The organism is Ruegeria halocynthiae, from assembly GCF_900106805.1.
Taxonomy (GTDB): Bacteria; Pseudomonadota; Alphaproteobacteria; order Rhodobacterales; family Rhodobacteraceae; genus Ruegeria; species Ruegeria halocynthiae.
On the sequence record NZ_FNNP01000010.1, the window covers coordinates 71,904 to 86,843 of the forward strand.

At 56.3% G+C, this 14,940-nt stretch carries 13 protein-coding genes; 10 read left to right on the plus strand and 3 right to left on the minus strand.

Annotation, left to right across the window (positions count from 1 at the left end; genetic code table 11):
* The 6 genes from BLU89_RS18110 to BLU89_RS18135 all read left to right on the plus strand — a co-directional run bounded on the left by BLU89_RS18110 (position 1) and on the right by BLU89_RS18135 (position 7,163).
* Positions 1–894, plus strand: coding sequence for a 2-dehydro-3-deoxygalactonokinase (locus tag BLU89_RS18110; RefSeq protein ID WP_074738663.1), 894 nt, complete (start codon positions 1–3; stop codon positions 892–894).
* Positions 891–1,496 carry a 2-dehydro-3-deoxy-6-phosphogalactonate aldolase gene (locus tag BLU89_RS18115; RefSeq protein ID WP_074738665.1) on the plus strand — a complete coding sequence of 202 codons (606 nt, stop codon included), beginning with the start codon at positions 891–893 and terminating at the stop codon, positions 1,494–1,496. The genes BLU89_RS18110 and BLU89_RS18115 overlap by 4 nt, the downstream gene beginning before the upstream one ends.
* A complete protein-coding gene (locus BLU89_RS18120; RefSeq protein WP_074738666.1) occupies positions 1,493–2,353 on the plus strand; it encodes an SMP-30/gluconolactonase/LRE family protein in 861 nt (286 codons plus the stop codon). The genes BLU89_RS18115 and BLU89_RS18120 overlap by 4 nt, the downstream gene beginning before the upstream one ends.
* Positions 2,350–4,257, plus strand: a complete 1,908-nt coding sequence (locus BLU89_RS18125; protein ID WP_074738668.1) for a beta-galactosidase — start codon at positions 2,350–2,352, stop codon at positions 4,255–4,257. Before BLU89_RS18120 ends, BLU89_RS18125 begins: the two co-directional genes overlap by 4 nt.
* A 73-nt stretch (positions 4,258–4,330) precedes the next feature.
* Positions 4,331–6,196, plus strand: a complete 1,866-nt coding sequence (locus BLU89_RS18130; RefSeq protein WP_074738670.1) for a family 1 glycosylhydrolase — start codon at positions 4,331–4,333, stop codon at positions 6,194–6,196.
* Positions 6,197–6,236: 40 nt separating this feature from the next.
* On the plus strand, positions 6,237–7,163 hold the full coding sequence (locus BLU89_RS18135; RefSeq protein WP_074738672.1) for a carbohydrate kinase family protein: 927 nt from the start codon (positions 6,237–6,239) through the stop codon (positions 7,161–7,163).
* 186 nt (positions 7,164–7,349) lie between these two features.
* On the opposite strand, the gene BLU89_RS18140 is transcribed toward BLU89_RS18135, so the two are convergent.
* From BLU89_RS18140 to BLU89_RS18150, 3 genes are all read right to left on the minus strand, one after another.
* Positions 7,350–8,615 (minus strand): ABC transporter permease, encoded by a 1,266-nt coding sequence (locus BLU89_RS18140; protein ID WP_074738673.1) that lies wholly within the window; start codon positions 8,613–8,615, stop codon positions 7,350–7,352.
* On the minus strand, positions 8,612–9,418 hold the full coding sequence (locus BLU89_RS18145) for a taurine ABC transporter ATP-binding protein (protein WP_074738675.1): 807 nt from the start codon (positions 9,416–9,418) through the stop codon (positions 8,612–8,614). The genes BLU89_RS18140 and BLU89_RS18145 overlap by 4 nt, the downstream gene beginning before the upstream one ends.
* Positions 9,419–9,492: 74 nt before the next feature.
* Positions 9,493–10,488 carry a taurine ABC transporter substrate-binding protein gene (locus BLU89_RS18150; RefSeq protein ID WP_074738677.1) on the minus strand — a complete coding sequence of 332 codons (996 nt, stop codon included), beginning with the start codon at positions 10,486–10,488 and terminating at the stop codon, positions 9,493–9,495.
* 183 nt (positions 10,489–10,671) lie between these two features.
* Here BLU89_RS18150 and BLU89_RS18155 point away from each other — a divergent pair, with 183 nt between their 5' ends.
* From BLU89_RS18155 to hisD, 4 genes are all read left to right on the plus strand, one after another.
* Entirely contained in the window at positions 10,672–11,646 is a 975-nt protein-coding gene (locus tag BLU89_RS18155; protein WP_074738724.1) for a LysR family transcriptional regulator, read from the plus strand.
* Between the two features lie 228 nt (positions 11,647–11,874).
* Positions 11,875–12,888, plus strand: a complete 1,014-nt coding sequence (gene cuyA / locus BLU89_RS18160) for a D-cysteate sulfo-lyase (RefSeq protein WP_074738679.1) — start codon at positions 11,875–11,877, stop codon at positions 12,886–12,888.
* 36 nt (positions 12,889–12,924) lie between these two features.
* Complete coding sequence (gene cuyB, locus BLU89_RS18165; RefSeq protein WP_074738726.1) at positions 12,925–13,620, plus strand: cysteate racemase; 696 nt, start codon at positions 12,925–12,927, stop codon at positions 13,618–13,620.
* 8 nt (positions 13,621–13,628) lie between these two features.
* Positions 13,629–14,900: a histidinol dehydrogenase gene (hisD, locus tag BLU89_RS18170; protein WP_074738681.1), complete on the plus strand. Its 1,272-nt coding sequence runs from the start codon at positions 13,629–13,631 to the stop codon at positions 14,898–14,900.
* Positions 14,901–14,940 lie beyond the last annotated feature (40 nt).

Below are 14,940 nucleotides of genomic sequence, written 5' to 3' on the forward strand. Positions count from 1 at the left end.
ATGAATCTCGAGTGGATCGCTGTCGATTGGGGAACATCTCATCTGCGTGCCTGGGCCATGCAGGGGGAAAGCGTGCTGGCTCATGCAACATCACTGGATGGCATGTCTCGCACGGCTGACGGGGACTTCCAGGCTGCCTTGCTGGCTCTGATTGAGGGCTGGCTGCCCGGGAAACCCGTAGACGTGATCGCCTGCGGAATGGTCGGCGCGCGGCAGGGGTGGGTCGAGGCCCCCTATTCCGCCGTACCGTCGGAACCTATTCCGGTCGTCCCGTTTCGCGTTCCAAATACTGATCCGCGCATTCGGGCCTTTGTGGTGCCGGGGCTTAAACAGAACAGCCCCCCCGATGTGATGCGCGGAGAAGAAACGCAGATCGCGGGATTCCTCAGCGCGCATCAGAATTGGGATGGTGTCATCTGCCTACCTGGCACGCATACCAAATGGGCGCAGATCAGTGCTGGTGAGGTTGTCAGCTTTCGAACCTTCATGACCGGCGAGATATTCGATCTGCTGTGGGGGCAATCGGTCCTGCGCCATTCGGTCGACGAAGGATGGGATGATGAAGGATTTGCCGAAGCTGTCGCCGATGCCTTGTCGAAACCTGAACAGCTCGCTGCACGGTTATTCGGCCTGCGCGCTGCGGATTTGCTGCACGGTCAGAGCAAGAGCATTGCAACTGCGCGTCTTTCCGGGCTCCTGATTGGTGCGGAACTTGCAGCATCGCGGCCCTATTGGCTGGGTCAGCAATTGGCAATCATCGGTGCTGAAAGTCTGACCAAAGCCTACGCGACCGCCCTACAGCAGCAAGGCGCATTAGTCGAAACCGCAGATGCTACCGCCACAACCCTTGCTGGGCTGGCACAGGCCCGCACACTCACGAGGCAAACCGCATGAGCCGTCCCATCATCGCCATCCTGCGCGGGCTGACACCTGATGAGGCAGGGCCTGTCGGACAAACCCTGGTGCGAGCAGGCATAGACCGGATCGAAGTACCGTTAAATTCCCCCGATCCGCTGGAAAGCATCCGCATCATCGCCTCGGATATCGGCGATCAGGCGCTTATCGGAGCAGGCACCGTACTAACCCCTGATCAGGTCGAGGCCGTCGCAGAGGTGGGTGGTAAACTGATCGTTTCGCCGAATTGCGATGTATCAGTGATTCAATGCACGGTTGCGTTTGGATTGCAAAGCTGGCCGGGCGTCTTCACCCCGAGCGAGGCCTTCACCGCGCTACAAGCCGGGGCAACGGGGTTGAAATTGTTCCCCGGATCGATGGCTGGCCCCTCAGGCTTGGCCGCGATGCGGGCCATTCTACCGCCGGGCACTCAGGTCTATGCCGTCGGTGGCGCAGGCCCCGAAAACTTTGATCAGTGGGTCAATGCCAGTGCCGATGGCTTCGGAATTGGATCAGCGCTTTACAAGCCTGGTATGTCGGTTGATGAAGTATCCAATCGCGCCCAGCAAATTGTCGCTGCCTATGACGAGGCTGTGAAGTGAGCCAGGTTTATGATGATCGCCCTTGCGAATTAGGTGAGGGGCCATTGTGGCACCCGGAACGAAAACAGCTTTATTGGTTCGACATCCTCAGCAATCGCATGATGTCTAAAGAAGGCGACCAAGCTCGGGTCTGGGAGTTCGACGAAAATGTCTCCGCCGCCGGTTGGATCGATAGCGACACCCTGATGATCGCATCTGAGACCGGCCTTTGGCGGTTTGGACTGGAGAGCCACGCCAAGGAACTGATTGTCCCGCTTGAGGCTGACAATCCGGTGACCCGATCCAATGACGGCCGGACCGATCCGTGGGGTGGGTTCTGGATTGGCACCATGGGCAAGAATGCCGAATCCGGGGCCGGGTCGATTTACAGGTACTGGAAAGGTGAGCTACGGCCATTGGTCCGGGGCGTGACCATCTCGAACGCGATTTGCTTTGCTCCGGATCGATCCTGCTCATTCTACAGCGATACTGTCACCAAACAGGTCATGCGCTGGGAAGTGGATGCCGAAACCGGCTGGCCCATTGGCAATGCCGCTGTATTCCTCGATCTACAGAGTGAAAGTCTGAACCCCGACGGAGCGGTTGTTGATCACGGCGGTAATATCTGGATCGCCCAATGGGGTGCGAGCCGGGTTGCCGCTTATACCCCGGGTGGACAATTCCTGAAAGCCGTCGACTTCGACGCAGAACACACCTCCTGCCCAAGCTTCGGCGGTGACGATCTAACCACATTGTTCTGCACCACGGCCCGACAGGGGCTGGAAGCCGACACACTTATGCAAACCCCAACAAATGGTATGACCTTCGCAGCACCAGATGTCGGGCGAGGCCAGGCTGAACACAGGGTGATCCTATGAAGCCAGAGCTTGGCGTCTGTTATTATCCCGAACACTGGCCCGAAGCGAATTGGGCCAAAGATGCAGCGCGCATGATCGAAACCGGTCTAACATGGGTGCGCATCGGAGAATTCGCATGGAGCCGATTGGAGCCCACACCCGGCAATCTGCAATTCGACTGGTTGGATCGCGCGATCGAAACCTTAGGCTCCGCCGGCCTGAAGATTGTGCTGGGCACCCCTACGGCAACGCCACCGCGTTGGATGATGGACAAGTTTCCTGACATGCGGGCCGTTGATGCCGAAGGTCATCTGCGCAAGTTTGGCTCGCGCCGACACTATTGCTTCAGCCACGTGGGTTATATCGACGAATGTAAGCGGATCGCGCAGATTCTAGGTCAACGCTATGGTCGCAATCCACATATAGCCACATGGCAGATCGACAATGAATATGGCTGTCATGATACAACACTCAGTTACAGTGATGCAGCGCTAAACGCGTTTCGCCGGTGGCTCGCGGATCGCTACGGGCCTATTGAGGCGCTGAACACTGCTTGGGGCAATGTATTCTGGTCGATGGAGTATAACAGCTTTGACCAGATCGAGCTGCCAAACCAGACCGTAACCGAGCCGAACCCGGCGCATGTCCTGGCCTTTCACCGCTTCAGTTCGGATCAGGTCGTGGCGTTCAACAAGGCTCAGGTCGACGCATTGCGCCCGTTGACGGACGCACCGTTGCTGCACAACTACATGGGCCGAGTTCTTGATTTTGATCATTTCGATGTCGGGGACGATCTGGATATCGCAACGTGGGACAGCTATCCGATTGGTTTTCTGTCGGATCGTCTGGAGGCGGACGAGGCGCACAGGGTTGCGTTTCTGCAGCAGGGCGATCCTGACATGCAGGCCTTTCACCACGACCTCTACCGCGCTGTCGGTCGTGGCCGCTGGTGGGTGATGGAGCAACAACCCGGTCCGGTGAATTGGGCTCCCTATAACCCAGCCCCTTTGCCCGGAATGGTGCGGCTGTGGTCGCTTGAAGCCGTGGCACATGGCGCCGAAGTTGTTAGTTACTTTCGTTGGCGACAAGCACCGTTCGGTCAGGAACAGATGCATACCGGTCTGCTGACCCCTAACGGTCACGGCGCACCCGGTTTGGCCGAGGCGCGTCAGGCTGCCGACGATCTGGCCGCATTGGGCGAGGTGCAACCGGCACGCGCACCCGTAGCGATAGTGTTCGATTATGCGTCGAACTGGGCGTGGACCACGCAGCCTCAGGGTGCAGGGTTCGACTATTTCAGGCTTGTGTTCTCGGCCTATCGCGCGCTGCGACGCGCCGGATTGTCGGTGGATTTCGTTCCTCCGGCCAAGGTCGGTGAAAAGCACTACTACCTGATCCTCGCGCCGGGTGTGGCTGTGCTGGGCAGTCTTGAACAGCAGTTGTTACAGGGATGTGATCTGGCCATTATGGGCCCGCGCACTGGTGCAATCACCGAAGACTATCAAATCCCACACGCAGGGCGTCCCGGCCTTGATCATCTCAGCAGCCATGTCGATCTGATCGAAACCCTTCCACCCCAGGTGGTACGCACCGTTGACGGGGGCGGCAATGCGGAGCATTGGGTTGAACATTTGTCGGGCGAAGCCAAGACCAAATTGTCTTTCGCCGATGGCACCCCGATGCTGCAGGGCGACGCAGGCCTATGGTATCTTGCAGGCTTCCCGGATGAAACGCTTTGGGATCGCGTCATCACCATGGCTGCTAAAGAGACCGATCTTACGCTTCACATGATGCCCGCAGGGCTGCGGCGGCGCGAGATGCAGTCACACGAAGTGCTGATCAACTACAATGCACATCCGATCTCCTGGAACGGTCTTCAGATTGAAGGTTGTGATGTCCTGTTCAGGAAGCATGACTCACATTAACGTAAATATAGATACCGCTAACATAACCTGATAGAGGGCATGACGCAGGTCATGGCTCCAACAGGTTGCGACAATGAAATACACCCGTTCAGACTTTCCCGATGGTTTCCTTTTTGGGGCGGATGCCCCTGCCGAAATGGCAGCCGGGCTAGACATGTATCGATTTTCGGTTCGTTGGCTTGATATCCTGCCTGACGGGCGCACGCCCGATACAACTGCATTGGATGGCTGTGAGCGGTGGATAGATCAGATTCTGGCGCACAACCTAAGACCATGCGTGATGCTGGATCACGTCGAAATTCCCACAACACTGAATGACATCGGAGGCTGGCGCAATCGGGACATAGCTGATTGTTTCGCGCGTTTTGCCGAAGCAATTGTCGCCCGAATGGGTGATCGCATATTCAACATCTCAACCTCCAATCTATCCGTCGAAAGGCCCGGTGATCCGCGTACCGAAGCACGCAGCCTACACCATCAACTGCTTGCCCAAGGCGCTGCCCGTCAGGCGATGCGAAGCTATGGTATGGTCAATCTGGGCACTGACGTTTTACTGCCTGACCCGGTGGTGCTTGATGCTATTTTCAACAAGATGTACCCTCAATCGCTGTTGGACCGATTGGGGGACCATCTACCCGACAACTGGCTGGATGACTTTACAGTAATCGCCGAGCCGATTGATTGGTGTGGAGTATCCGCAAAGGTAAACAGCGACATTGATCCGCTGATGCGCACGGCACGCGAATATACAGGGTCTCTGCCATTATTCGTTACCTTGGCTCTTGGGACGAACTCAGACCAGTCCAACGAACTGGCCGCTGTACATGCAGCTCTTGATCGCGGAACGCCAATTAAGGGGATTATCGTTCAATCCGATGATACCAATACGCTCAAGACACTAAAGCTGCTTACTGGTGATTGTAACCGACCCGCGCCGTGGATTCGTCCCAAGGGAGGGCTCCACGCGCATTGGAACCTAGTCGCCGATATCGGGGGTACCAATACAAGACTTGGCGTCGTGACTGAGGGTAAACTGACCGACCTTCGCAAACATCCCACGCGCACCCTAGACGATCTGCAGGAGGCATTACACTATTTGTGCGACGAGATCGGCACCCGGCCGCGTGCGGTTGTTGCCGCCGGTGCGGGCCCGGTTCAGAACGGCACCATTCGCCTGACCAATGCCAATCTTGAGCTGTCCGAGGACGCTCTGGCCAAAGCCACTGGCGCGCACCACACCTATGTCATCAATGATTTCACGGCCGCTGCGTGGTCCGTAGCTGAAATCACCGGGAATGATATTGAAATCTTACAGGGCGAGGCAACCCCGCCCCTCGGCACGCGGCTGGTTGTCGGGCCAGGTACCGGGCTAGGAGTTGGTGCCTTACTCTATTCTGAAGGTCACTTTCATACCGTTTCCGGGGAGGGTGGCCATGTAGGATTGTCGCCGCGCCATCTCGATGAGGTCGAGGTCTTCAGCGCTGCGCGTCAAATCGTACCCGAGTGTTTCTTTGATGACACGCTCACCATTGAGGCCGAAATGTTCCTCAGCGGCACAGGGCTGCCGGTCCTTTATCAGGCGATTGGGATCACCGAAGGGCAGATCAATGTCACCATGCGTTCGGCAAAAGACATTTTGCAGGATGCGCAAGACGGCTCCGACGCTTGCGCCGTAAAAGCAGCGCGAATTTTTACCGAGCATCTTGGTGCCGTCATGGGAGATCTCGCCGTCGCCCTGATGCCGACCGGAGGGGTGTTTCTAGTTGGCGGCGTTGCCGAAAAGAACCGTTGGCTATTTGGTCAGGATTTCCTGCGCGCTTTCAACGCTGGCGGTCGTTTTAGTGATTTGCGTAAAACGATGAACCTGTATGTCTCGGAACAGGGCGAATTTGGTATTGTTGGCGCTAACAATTTTTGTAAGAATGCGCTCTTGAGGTAAACTCGCCACGCGTTTTTTTTGACCTAACGGGGATAGCACGATGATCCTATGTTGCGGAGAAGCTCTGATCGACATGATCGCCGAACCCACGGTTTCCGGTGAGAAAGGATTCGTCCCGCATTCCGGGGGCGCGATCTTCAATACGGCGGTCGCACTTGGCCGCCTGGGGATTCAGGTGGGCCTGCTGTCAGGTTTGTCCACGGATATGTTTGGGGAACAACTGATCGCCGCTTTGCAGATCAGCCATGTCGCAACCACTCATGTTATCCGTACAGATCGCCCGACAACTCTTGCCTTCGTGCAACTGAATCACGGGCACGCCACCTACAGTTTTGTGGATGAGAACTCGGCAGGTCGAATGCTACGACCTGATGATATGCCGGATCAGTTGCCCGGGGTTTCGGCGCTGTATCTCGGGGGGATCAGTCTTGCTTGCGAACCCTGTGCTGACGCCTACGCCGCTTTGCTTGATCGTCATGGCTCAGATCGCGCAGTGATAATTGATCCCAATATCCGCCCAGGTTTCATCAAGGATCAGACCCGATACCGCACCCGCCTGAACCGCATGATTGCACAGGCAGAAATCATCAAAGTATCCGACGAAGATCTGGACTGGATTATCCCCGGCCCCGAATGCCATGCAGAGAAAATCCCACTGTTGCTTCGGGCCGGACCAGCAGTTGTAATCGTGACCAGAGGCAGTGACGGCGCGACGGGTTATCTTACCGATGGCACCGAGGTTTCCGTGCCCGTCCAGAAGGTTGATGTTGTCGACACGGTTGGCGCCGGAGACACATTCAATGCCGGCGTACTGGCCGCTCTGGACCAGGGCGGTCATCTAAACAAATCCGCCTTACGCACCTTGTCCGCAGGCAATCTGCGCGCCGCGCTGGAGCTTGGGGTGAAAGTCGCTGCCGTTACCGTATCACGCGCAGGCGCAAACCCGCCTTGGAAGCAGGAGCTCTGATTTCCATAGCGTTTTTTGGGAAACTTGAGTTTCACTGATCGCAAACGGTCTTTCAGAACGAATGGCAGTAGAATTAATACCAACCTACAGCAAAACTGCCTAATGGCGTAGCGATGGAAAAAAACTGCCCCCAAAGTTGATCGGGGGCAGCTTGAAAGATGTGGCCGCGAGGGCGATGTTAAAGGTTCAGCTCCGGCCTTTCCATGGCACCAGCCAGTTCTCGGCCCTGCGCATCAGGATATCGATGCCGTAGCCGATTACTCCGATCAGGACGATCCCCATAATGACGATATCGGTCAGTTGGAACTTCGAAGCGGCGATAATCATCATCCCAGCCCCTTTTTGTGCCGCGACAAGTTCGGCCGCGACGACGGTACCCCAACAAACACCCATGGCCACCCGCGCTCCGGTAAAAATCTCGGGCAACGAGTTGGGCACGATCACATGACGCATGATCTGCCATTTCGACGCCCCCAACGAGTAAGCCGCGTGGATTTTCGAGATATTCACCCCGGACACCCCGGCCCGTGCTGCGATTGTCATGATCCAGAGCGCCGCAAGGAACAACAGAACGATCTTACCGGTCTCCCAGATGCCGAACCAGATGATCACCAGCGGGATCAGCGCCAGTGGCGGTACCGGGCGCATGAACTCGACAATCGGATCGAACCAGCCCCTAAACCATCCAGACAAGCCCATTGCATACCCCAACGGAATACCCACAAGCGCACCCGCAATAAAACCGGCAATTACGCGCGCCAGCGACCAGCCAAGATGCTCCCAGAGTGAGAAGTTCTGATAGCCTTCGTTGGCGATCTCAAAGAACCGGGCAACAACGGTTTCCGGTGCAGGAAGCCAGATGGGGTTCATCTGCAGACCTTGTTTAGGGGTAAAGCTGATGGCCCCTTTTCCGGTCAGCGTTACTTTACCATCACCTGTATCAACCTTATCCCCTTCGCCAATGGGCGTACCGTTGATCGCGACGATTTTTGCCCCATCCTTGCGCTTAGCCTCATCATTCTTGTCAAACAGGATCGTCGATGACCGTCCAGCCGCCGCAGCAACGGCATCATCCTTGGCAAACCCGCTGCCGGGTTCCACCTCGAACTTCTCGACCTCTTCGCCGAAGGCCGGGACACGAACATATACTGTTGCCTCATCCGTACTGCCATCGGCGTTTTCCATCGTATAGGTGAACTGCGTGTCGCCAACGAATGGGCCAGGAACGTGAATAGGGAACAGTTTGGAACCGGTGAATGCCGCCCAGATAACAAAGATCACGAGGACCGAGATGATCGACGCAGCCCGGTCAGCGCGAACGGCACTTTCGTCACCAAAAGTCACTGTCTTCAAGCTGGTAAAGTCCTGACGCGATTGCAGGCCCCGACGCATTGCATACACAAGGAAAAACGCGCCAACAAAGAGACCCACATAAAAGAGAAGAACAATCATGCTGTCTCCTCCGTCCGGCCCATAATTTCTTCTTCCATCTCCCAGATCATCGACAGTATCTCATCGCGCTTTTCCGCAAACCCTTCAGATTTTTTGACATCGCGCAAATCGGCATTCACGCCACGTTCGGCGAAGGGTAGATTATATTCGCGGTGAATCCGTCCCGGTCTGGGGGCCATTACAATCAGACGTTCACCCAGCAACAGGGCCTCTTCAACCGAGTGAGTGATCAGGATAATGGTTTTTCCCGTTTCCTTCCAAAGCTTCAGGACGAGGCCCTGCATCTTCTCGCGGGTCAGCGCATCCAGAGCACCCAGAGGTTCATCCATCAGGATCACGTCCGGCTCGTTGGCCAGACACCGCGCCAACGCAACACGCTGCTGCATCCCGCCCGACAATTCATAGACCGCTTTGTCCTTGAAATCCTGCAGTCCCACAACGTCGAGCAGATGGTTAGAAATCTGATCTCGTTCAGCCTTTGGCATGCCCTTCATACGCGGGCCGAACTCGACATTTTCCCGCACATTCATCCATTCGAACAAGGCGCCCTTCTGAAACACCATCCCGCGTTCAGCGTCTGGGCCTTTGACCAGATGACCGTTCAGTTCAATTGTTCCAGATGTCGGCGCCAGAAATCCTGCAACGATGTTCAGCAACGTCGTCTTACCACAGCCCGACGGGCCAAGGACAGACATAAGCTCACCTTCTTTCAAGCTGAGCGATACATCCTGAAGAGCCTGTACTGAGGAGCCGTTGGGTAAGTCAAAGCGCATGGACAAATCTACAATGTCCAGTTCAGGCATCCTGCCTCCTTCCTGCTTTCATAGCTAACGACCGGCCCAATCCGGGACCGGTCGCATGAAATGTCCTGCGTGTATTAGTTCTGCGCAGCGGTAAGCGGCCCGGCATTGACGGCGCCATCATATGAATCCAGTGCAGATTCGATACTGCCTGCCGTCACGAACACGTTAGCAACACCTTGCATGAAGTCTTGTGCGCCACCAGCCAGCCATTTCTCGGACAGCTGATCGTCAACCGATGGGAAGGTGAAGGTGGCGATTGTGGCTTCGGCATCTGCCGGGTCCATACCTGCATCCTTCGCGATCACCGGCAACATCTCGTCCTTGCTGTCACCCGCGTTCCATTTCGCGTTGGCATCCGCAGTTACTTTCAGGAACTTTGACAGAAGCTCGGGCTCTTCTTCGATAAAGCCTGCCGGAGCGCTGGTGACGTCGAACACCAGAATACCGATCTCTTCTTTTTCGGCACCGGTCAGCAGGATGTTACCGTGCTCAGTCATCCGACGCAGTGCACCGCCCCAACCGCATACCATGTCCAGATTGCCCTGGGCAAATGCCGCAGCACCGTCTGCCGGCGCCATATCCACAATCTCCATTGAGCCGATGTCGACGCCAAAATGGCCCATCTGCGACAAGAAACCGTAATGCGCAGCCGTCCCGATAGGAACACCAACTTTCTTGCCGCTTAGCTCGCCTGCATTGGTTTTGTCGATTTCAAGAGCCTCGGCAACAACACAGTTGTCATTATCCGAATAGCTGACAGCCACATCGACGATCTGGATGTCCTGACCGGCCGAGGTGGTCACCACGAAAGGTGGCACACCCTGGCTGACCGCGATCTGAACGTCGCCCGAAGCCATCGCTGCCGACATCGCAGTACCGGTGTCGAAGGACACCCAATTGATCTTGACGCCAAGCTCTTCTTCATATGTTCCATTTGCCTTGGCATATTGGAACGGCATTGGCCACTCCAGGAAGTATGCAACCGTTATCTCATCAAGCGCTGCGGCTTGAGTGGCGGTGATGGCTGCAATCCCGGCATAGGCCGTCGTGAGCAGATATTTTTTGATCATTTTGACTATTTTCTCCCTGCTGGTTCCGTTTGTCGGATTTTTTTGTTCTATCCGAACCTCGGATCAGTGGAAAAAATCATAGTCCCTATGTGTTGAATTGGTAAATCAAAATACTTGTTGCGAAAAAAGCGAAACTTTGTTTCGCTTTTGGCTCATGATCTGCAACGGTTTGGGAGCGTCACCATGACAAAAAAATCACTCAGCCTCAGGTGGCTGGAAGTTTTTCAGCTGATCTCCAAGTTGGGCTCCATTCAAAAGGTGTCCGCCGAAACTGGTTTGTCAATCAGTACCGTATCCAATCATCTACGCAGCTTAGAAAAAGCGCTGGATGTGGACCTGGTTGATCATAGCCGTAGGCCAATGGGCCTGACTCCGGCGGGAACGGTGTTTTCCCGACATGTCCACGAGGGCCTGATGGCCTTGAAAAGAGGCGAGGCCGAATTGCGTTCGGGCAGTTGGCAACATGCGACCGACTTGCGATTGGGCCTGATTGACGATTTTGACAGCCGGGTCGCACCCGAGTTGTTCCGGCATCTCTCGGCAAGTCTTCCGCGTTGCAACTTTCGCCATTTCACCCGCCCAAGCCACGAAATCCTCGACAAGCTTCAATCCCAAAAGCTGGATGCAGGCGTTGCGACCCGACCCCCAGACCATTTTGAAGGATTGATGGAGTTCCCGCTGCTGCGCGATCCGTTCATCATCATCCTGCCGCCCTCGTATGACGGACAGGTCGAGGATTTGACCAAATCGGAAAATACCCTTCCGCTTTTGCGCTACTCTCGTGATCACACCATTGGCAAGCTCATTGAAATTCAGTTGACACGCAGCAAGATCAACCTGCCCAACCGGTTCGAACTTGAGTGCAATCAATCCATTATCGGGCTCGTCGCCGGTGGCAGCGGCTGGACGATCACGACTGCCGCCAGTTATTATCGCGCCCGACGCTTCCATGAAAACACCCGCGCCCTGCCCTTTCCCGGCAAAAGCTTTGCACGCACGGTATCGCTGTTCACGACCAACGTATATCCGTCGACCACCACGCGTCTGATCCACAACACATTGCAAAATCTGATCCAACAGCACGTGACCGAGCCGATGATATCGCGCTTTACGTGGTTGAATGACGACTTCCGAACCATTCCGACCCCACCTGAATGAGGGCTGATCCGCCTGGGTGCAAATTCGAAGTTATCTTCCGGCTTTTTCGAAACCGGTGGCAGAGTGCTTGACCGGAAGGGCCCGAACGCTGTGTTTAGGCTAACCCGTACGGCCTAAGAGCTGGCGGCACATCGAAAACCGAAACCCACCCAGCAACCCGCGTCTTGCCCTGATCGGCAAGGCACACCGGTTCTGAACCGTTTGCCGGGTCTTGATCAGGACAGCTTGATGCATCTTTCTCGATTCCCCCGTGTTTTCCTCGCCCATCTGCCGACTCCGCTTGAACGGATGGATCGCCTGTCCGAGGCACTGGGTATCGATCTGTGGATCAAACGCGACGACTGCACCGGTATGTCAACGGGCGGCAACAAGACTCGCAAACTCGAGTTTCTGTTTGGTGAAGCTTTGGATCAGGGTGCCGACATGGTGATGACACAAGGCGCAACCCAATCAAACCATGCGCGCCAAACAGCTGCTTTCGCCGCCCGGCTGGGTCTGAAGTGTCACGTCCTGTTGGAAGACCGAACCAGCTACAACAACGCCAATTACAACAATAACGGCAACGTTTTGCTGGACCACTTGCACGGCGCGACGACCGAGAAGTTTCCCGGCGGCCACGACATGCCAGCCGAAATGGAGCGTGCCGCTCAGAAGAAGCGGGACGACGGGCACACCGTCTATGTCATCCCCGGTGGAGGCTCGAACCCAACCGGGGCGCTTGGTTACGTTAACTGCGCATTAGAGCTTGTCTGCCAGGCCAATAACGCAAACCTGAAAATCGACCGCGTGGTTCATGCCACCGGTTCTTCAGGTACTCAAGCTGGGCTGGTCACTGGATTATGCGCCATGAACACAGGTATTCCCGTGCTCGGTATTGGCACCCGTGCGCCACAACCCAAGCAAGAGCAGATGGTCTATGATCTGGCCTGTAAAACCGCCGAGAAACTTGGCTGTCCGGGCGTGGTTCAGCGAGAAGACGTGATGGCCAATACCGATTACGTAGGCGAGGGTTATGGTCTGCCTACCGAAAGTGGCATCGAGGCGATCCGCATGTTTGCCGAGCTCGAAGGTATTCTGCTCGATCCCGTTTATTCCGCAAAAGGTGCCGCTGGTCTGATAGATCTGGCGCGCAAAGGCACGTTTAAAGATGAACGCGTTGTGTTTCTCCATACCGGGGGTTCGGTTGGCCTGTTCGGCTATGATTTCGCCTTCGATCACGCCGATCGCTGGGTCAATCTATAAGACTCGGCGATGGGCGCCAGCACACAGGGTTCTTACATGAAACCGCGCGTTACCGGCATATTGGGCGGAATGGGCCCCGAGGCGACAATCCTGTTGCAGCAGCGTGTACTGGCCACGGTGCAGGCCACGGATGACGCCGATCACCTGCCATTGCTGATTGATATGAACCCGCAGGTGCCGTCTCGCATCGCGCATTTGATTGAAGGCTGTGGCGCTGATCCGGGGCCGGTTTTGGCCGACATGGCGCGCGGATTGGAACGATCGGGGGCAACCGCTCTGGCGATGCCCTGCAACACGGCACATCACTATGCCGCGCAGATTGAACAGGCCGTCTCGATCCCGTTTCTGAACATGGTCGACTTGTCGGTGGAGGCCGCCGCCAAGCACCTGCCTTCGGGCAGCCGGGTCGGAATCCTCGCCTCACCAGCCCTGCGAAAGGTAGGCGTTTTTGATGTACCGCTGAAGCGCGCTGAATTTACGGCGCTTTGGCCCGAAGATGAAGATCAGATGCTCGGCACCATCCGTCGGATCAAGGCAGATGGACCAACCGACGACGCGTTTGAAACCTTGTCTGCTGCTGCCAGGGATCTTTCGGATCAGGGCGCGGCGCTTTTGTTTGTGGCCTGTTCCGAGTTCTCTCTGCTCACCCACGATTTACCCCAAACCGTTCCGATCATCGACACGGTTGAGGTTCTGGCTGACGCCATTCACTCCCACAGTCTGACGCGTTGAGGTTCCCCATGGCCGTCACCTATCTTAAAACCGCCCTGCCCCGCCCCGATGCAGAAAACTCGGATATCCACGATATCGTGGCAATCATGCTTTCCAACATCGCGCGTGAGGGCGAGGACGCCGTTCGACGCTATGCGGAAAAGCTCGATGGCTGGACCGGAAATTTTGTTCTATCCGATGACGAACGTAAAGCCGCCTGTGATCGTGTGCCTGAACAGATCAAAGACGATATCCGCTTTGCACATGCCAATATTCGTCGCTTTGCCGAAGCGCAGATGTCGACGATCAGCGAATGCGAAATCGAAGTGATGCCGGGCCTGATTGCCGGTCAGAGGCAGATCCCAATCTCTAGTGCGGGGTGTTACGTTCCCGGTGGACGATACAGCCACATCGCAAGTGCATTGATGACTATTACTACGGCTAAAGTGGCCGGTGTTCCTCATATAACCGCTGTCTCGCCGCCACGTCCGGGCCTGGGCATCCCCGACGCCATCATCTTTGCGATGGATCTCAGCGGTGCAGACCTGATCCTGAATCTGGGTGGTGTTCAGGGGATTGCAGCGATGGCGCATGGTTTGTTTGGCGCGCGGCCCGCCGACATTCTCGTTGGCCCCGGAAACTCCTATGTCGCTGAGGCCAAGCGCATGTTGTTCGGGAAAGTTGGCATCGATATGTTTGCCGGACCCACGGATTCTCTTGTCATCGCAGATCACACCGCTTCGGTCGAAACCGTCGCCTGGGATCTGGTCAGCCAGGCGGAGCATGGAGTCGACAGCCCGGTTTGGCTGGTTTGCACTGATAAAGCACTTGCCCAAGGTGTCATTGCGCGGGCTGACACGCTAATCGATACCCTCCCCGAGCCGAATGCCGCCGCAGCCCGCACGGCTTGGCGCGACCGGGCTGAAGTCATTCTGTGTGACACCCGCGAAGAAGCTGCAAAGGTGGCCGACGAATACGCACCCGAGCATCTGCAGGTGATCGCCGAGGATCTGGATTGGTGGCTGAACCGGCTGACTGCCTATGGATCACTGTTTCTGGGCGCCGAGACGACGGTGCCCTTCGGCGACAAGACATCCGGGCCCAACCACGTTCTGCCCACCAGCGGTGCCGCGCGATACACCGGCGGGCTATCTGTACACAAGTTCACCAAAACAGTGACTTGGCAGCGCTGCACGCCCCAGACCTCGCATGAACTGGCCCAACGCACAGCAAGGATCAGCCGTATGGAAGGTATGGAAGGTCACGCGAGGGCGGCAGAGATGCGGTTGATCTCAGTGTGACAGGACTAGGCCCTAAGGCTTCAATGTTGCCCTACAGCAT

What these genes read in the sequence shown, in the direction of transcription:
- BLU89_RS18110 (WP_074738663.1), top strand. Translation starts at nt 1, where the DNA reads ATGAATCTCGAGTGGATCGCTGTCGATTGGGGAACATCTCATCTGCGT.
- BLU89_RS18115 (WP_074738665.1), top strand. Translation starts at nt 891, where the DNA reads ATGAGCCGTCCCATCATCGCCATCCTGCGCGGGCTGACACCTGATGAG.
- BLU89_RS18125 (WP_074738668.1), top strand. Translation starts at nt 2,350, where the DNA reads ATGAAGCCAGAGCTTGGCGTCTGTTATTATCCCGAACACTGGCCCGAA.
- BLU89_RS18130 (WP_074738670.1), top strand. Translation starts at nt 4,331, where the DNA reads ATGAAATACACCCGTTCAGACTTTCCCGATGGTTTCCTTTTTGGGGCG.
- BLU89_RS18135 (WP_074738672.1), top strand. Translation starts at nt 6,237, where the DNA reads ATGATCCTATGTTGCGGAGAAGCTCTGATCGACATGATCGCCGAACCC.
- BLU89_RS18140 (WP_074738673.1), bottom strand. Translation starts at nt 8,615, where the DNA reads ATGATTGTTCTTCTCTTTTATGTGGGTCTCTTTGTTGGCGCGTTTTTC.
- BLU89_RS18145 (WP_074738675.1), bottom strand. Translation starts at nt 9,418, where the DNA reads ATGCCTGAACTGGACATTGTAGATTTGTCCATGCGCTTTGACTTACCC.
- BLU89_RS18150 (WP_074738677.1), bottom strand. Translation starts at nt 10,488, where the DNA reads ATGATCAAAAAATATCTGCTCACGACGGCCTATGCCGGGATTGCAGCC.
- BLU89_RS18155 (WP_074738724.1), top strand. Translation starts at nt 10,672, where the DNA reads ATGACAAAAAAATCACTCAGCCTCAGGTGGCTGGAAGTTTTTCAGCTG.
- cuyA (WP_074738679.1), top strand. Translation starts at nt 11,875, where the DNA reads ATGCATCTTTCTCGATTCCCCCGTGTTTTCCTCGCCCATCTGCCGACT.
- cuyB (WP_074738726.1), top strand. Translation starts at nt 12,925, where the DNA reads ATGAAACCGCGCGTTACCGGCATATTGGGCGGAATGGGCCCCGAGGCG.
- hisD (WP_074738681.1), top strand. Translation starts at nt 13,629, where the DNA reads ATGGCCGTCACCTATCTTAAAACCGCCCTGCCCCGCCCCGATGCAGAA.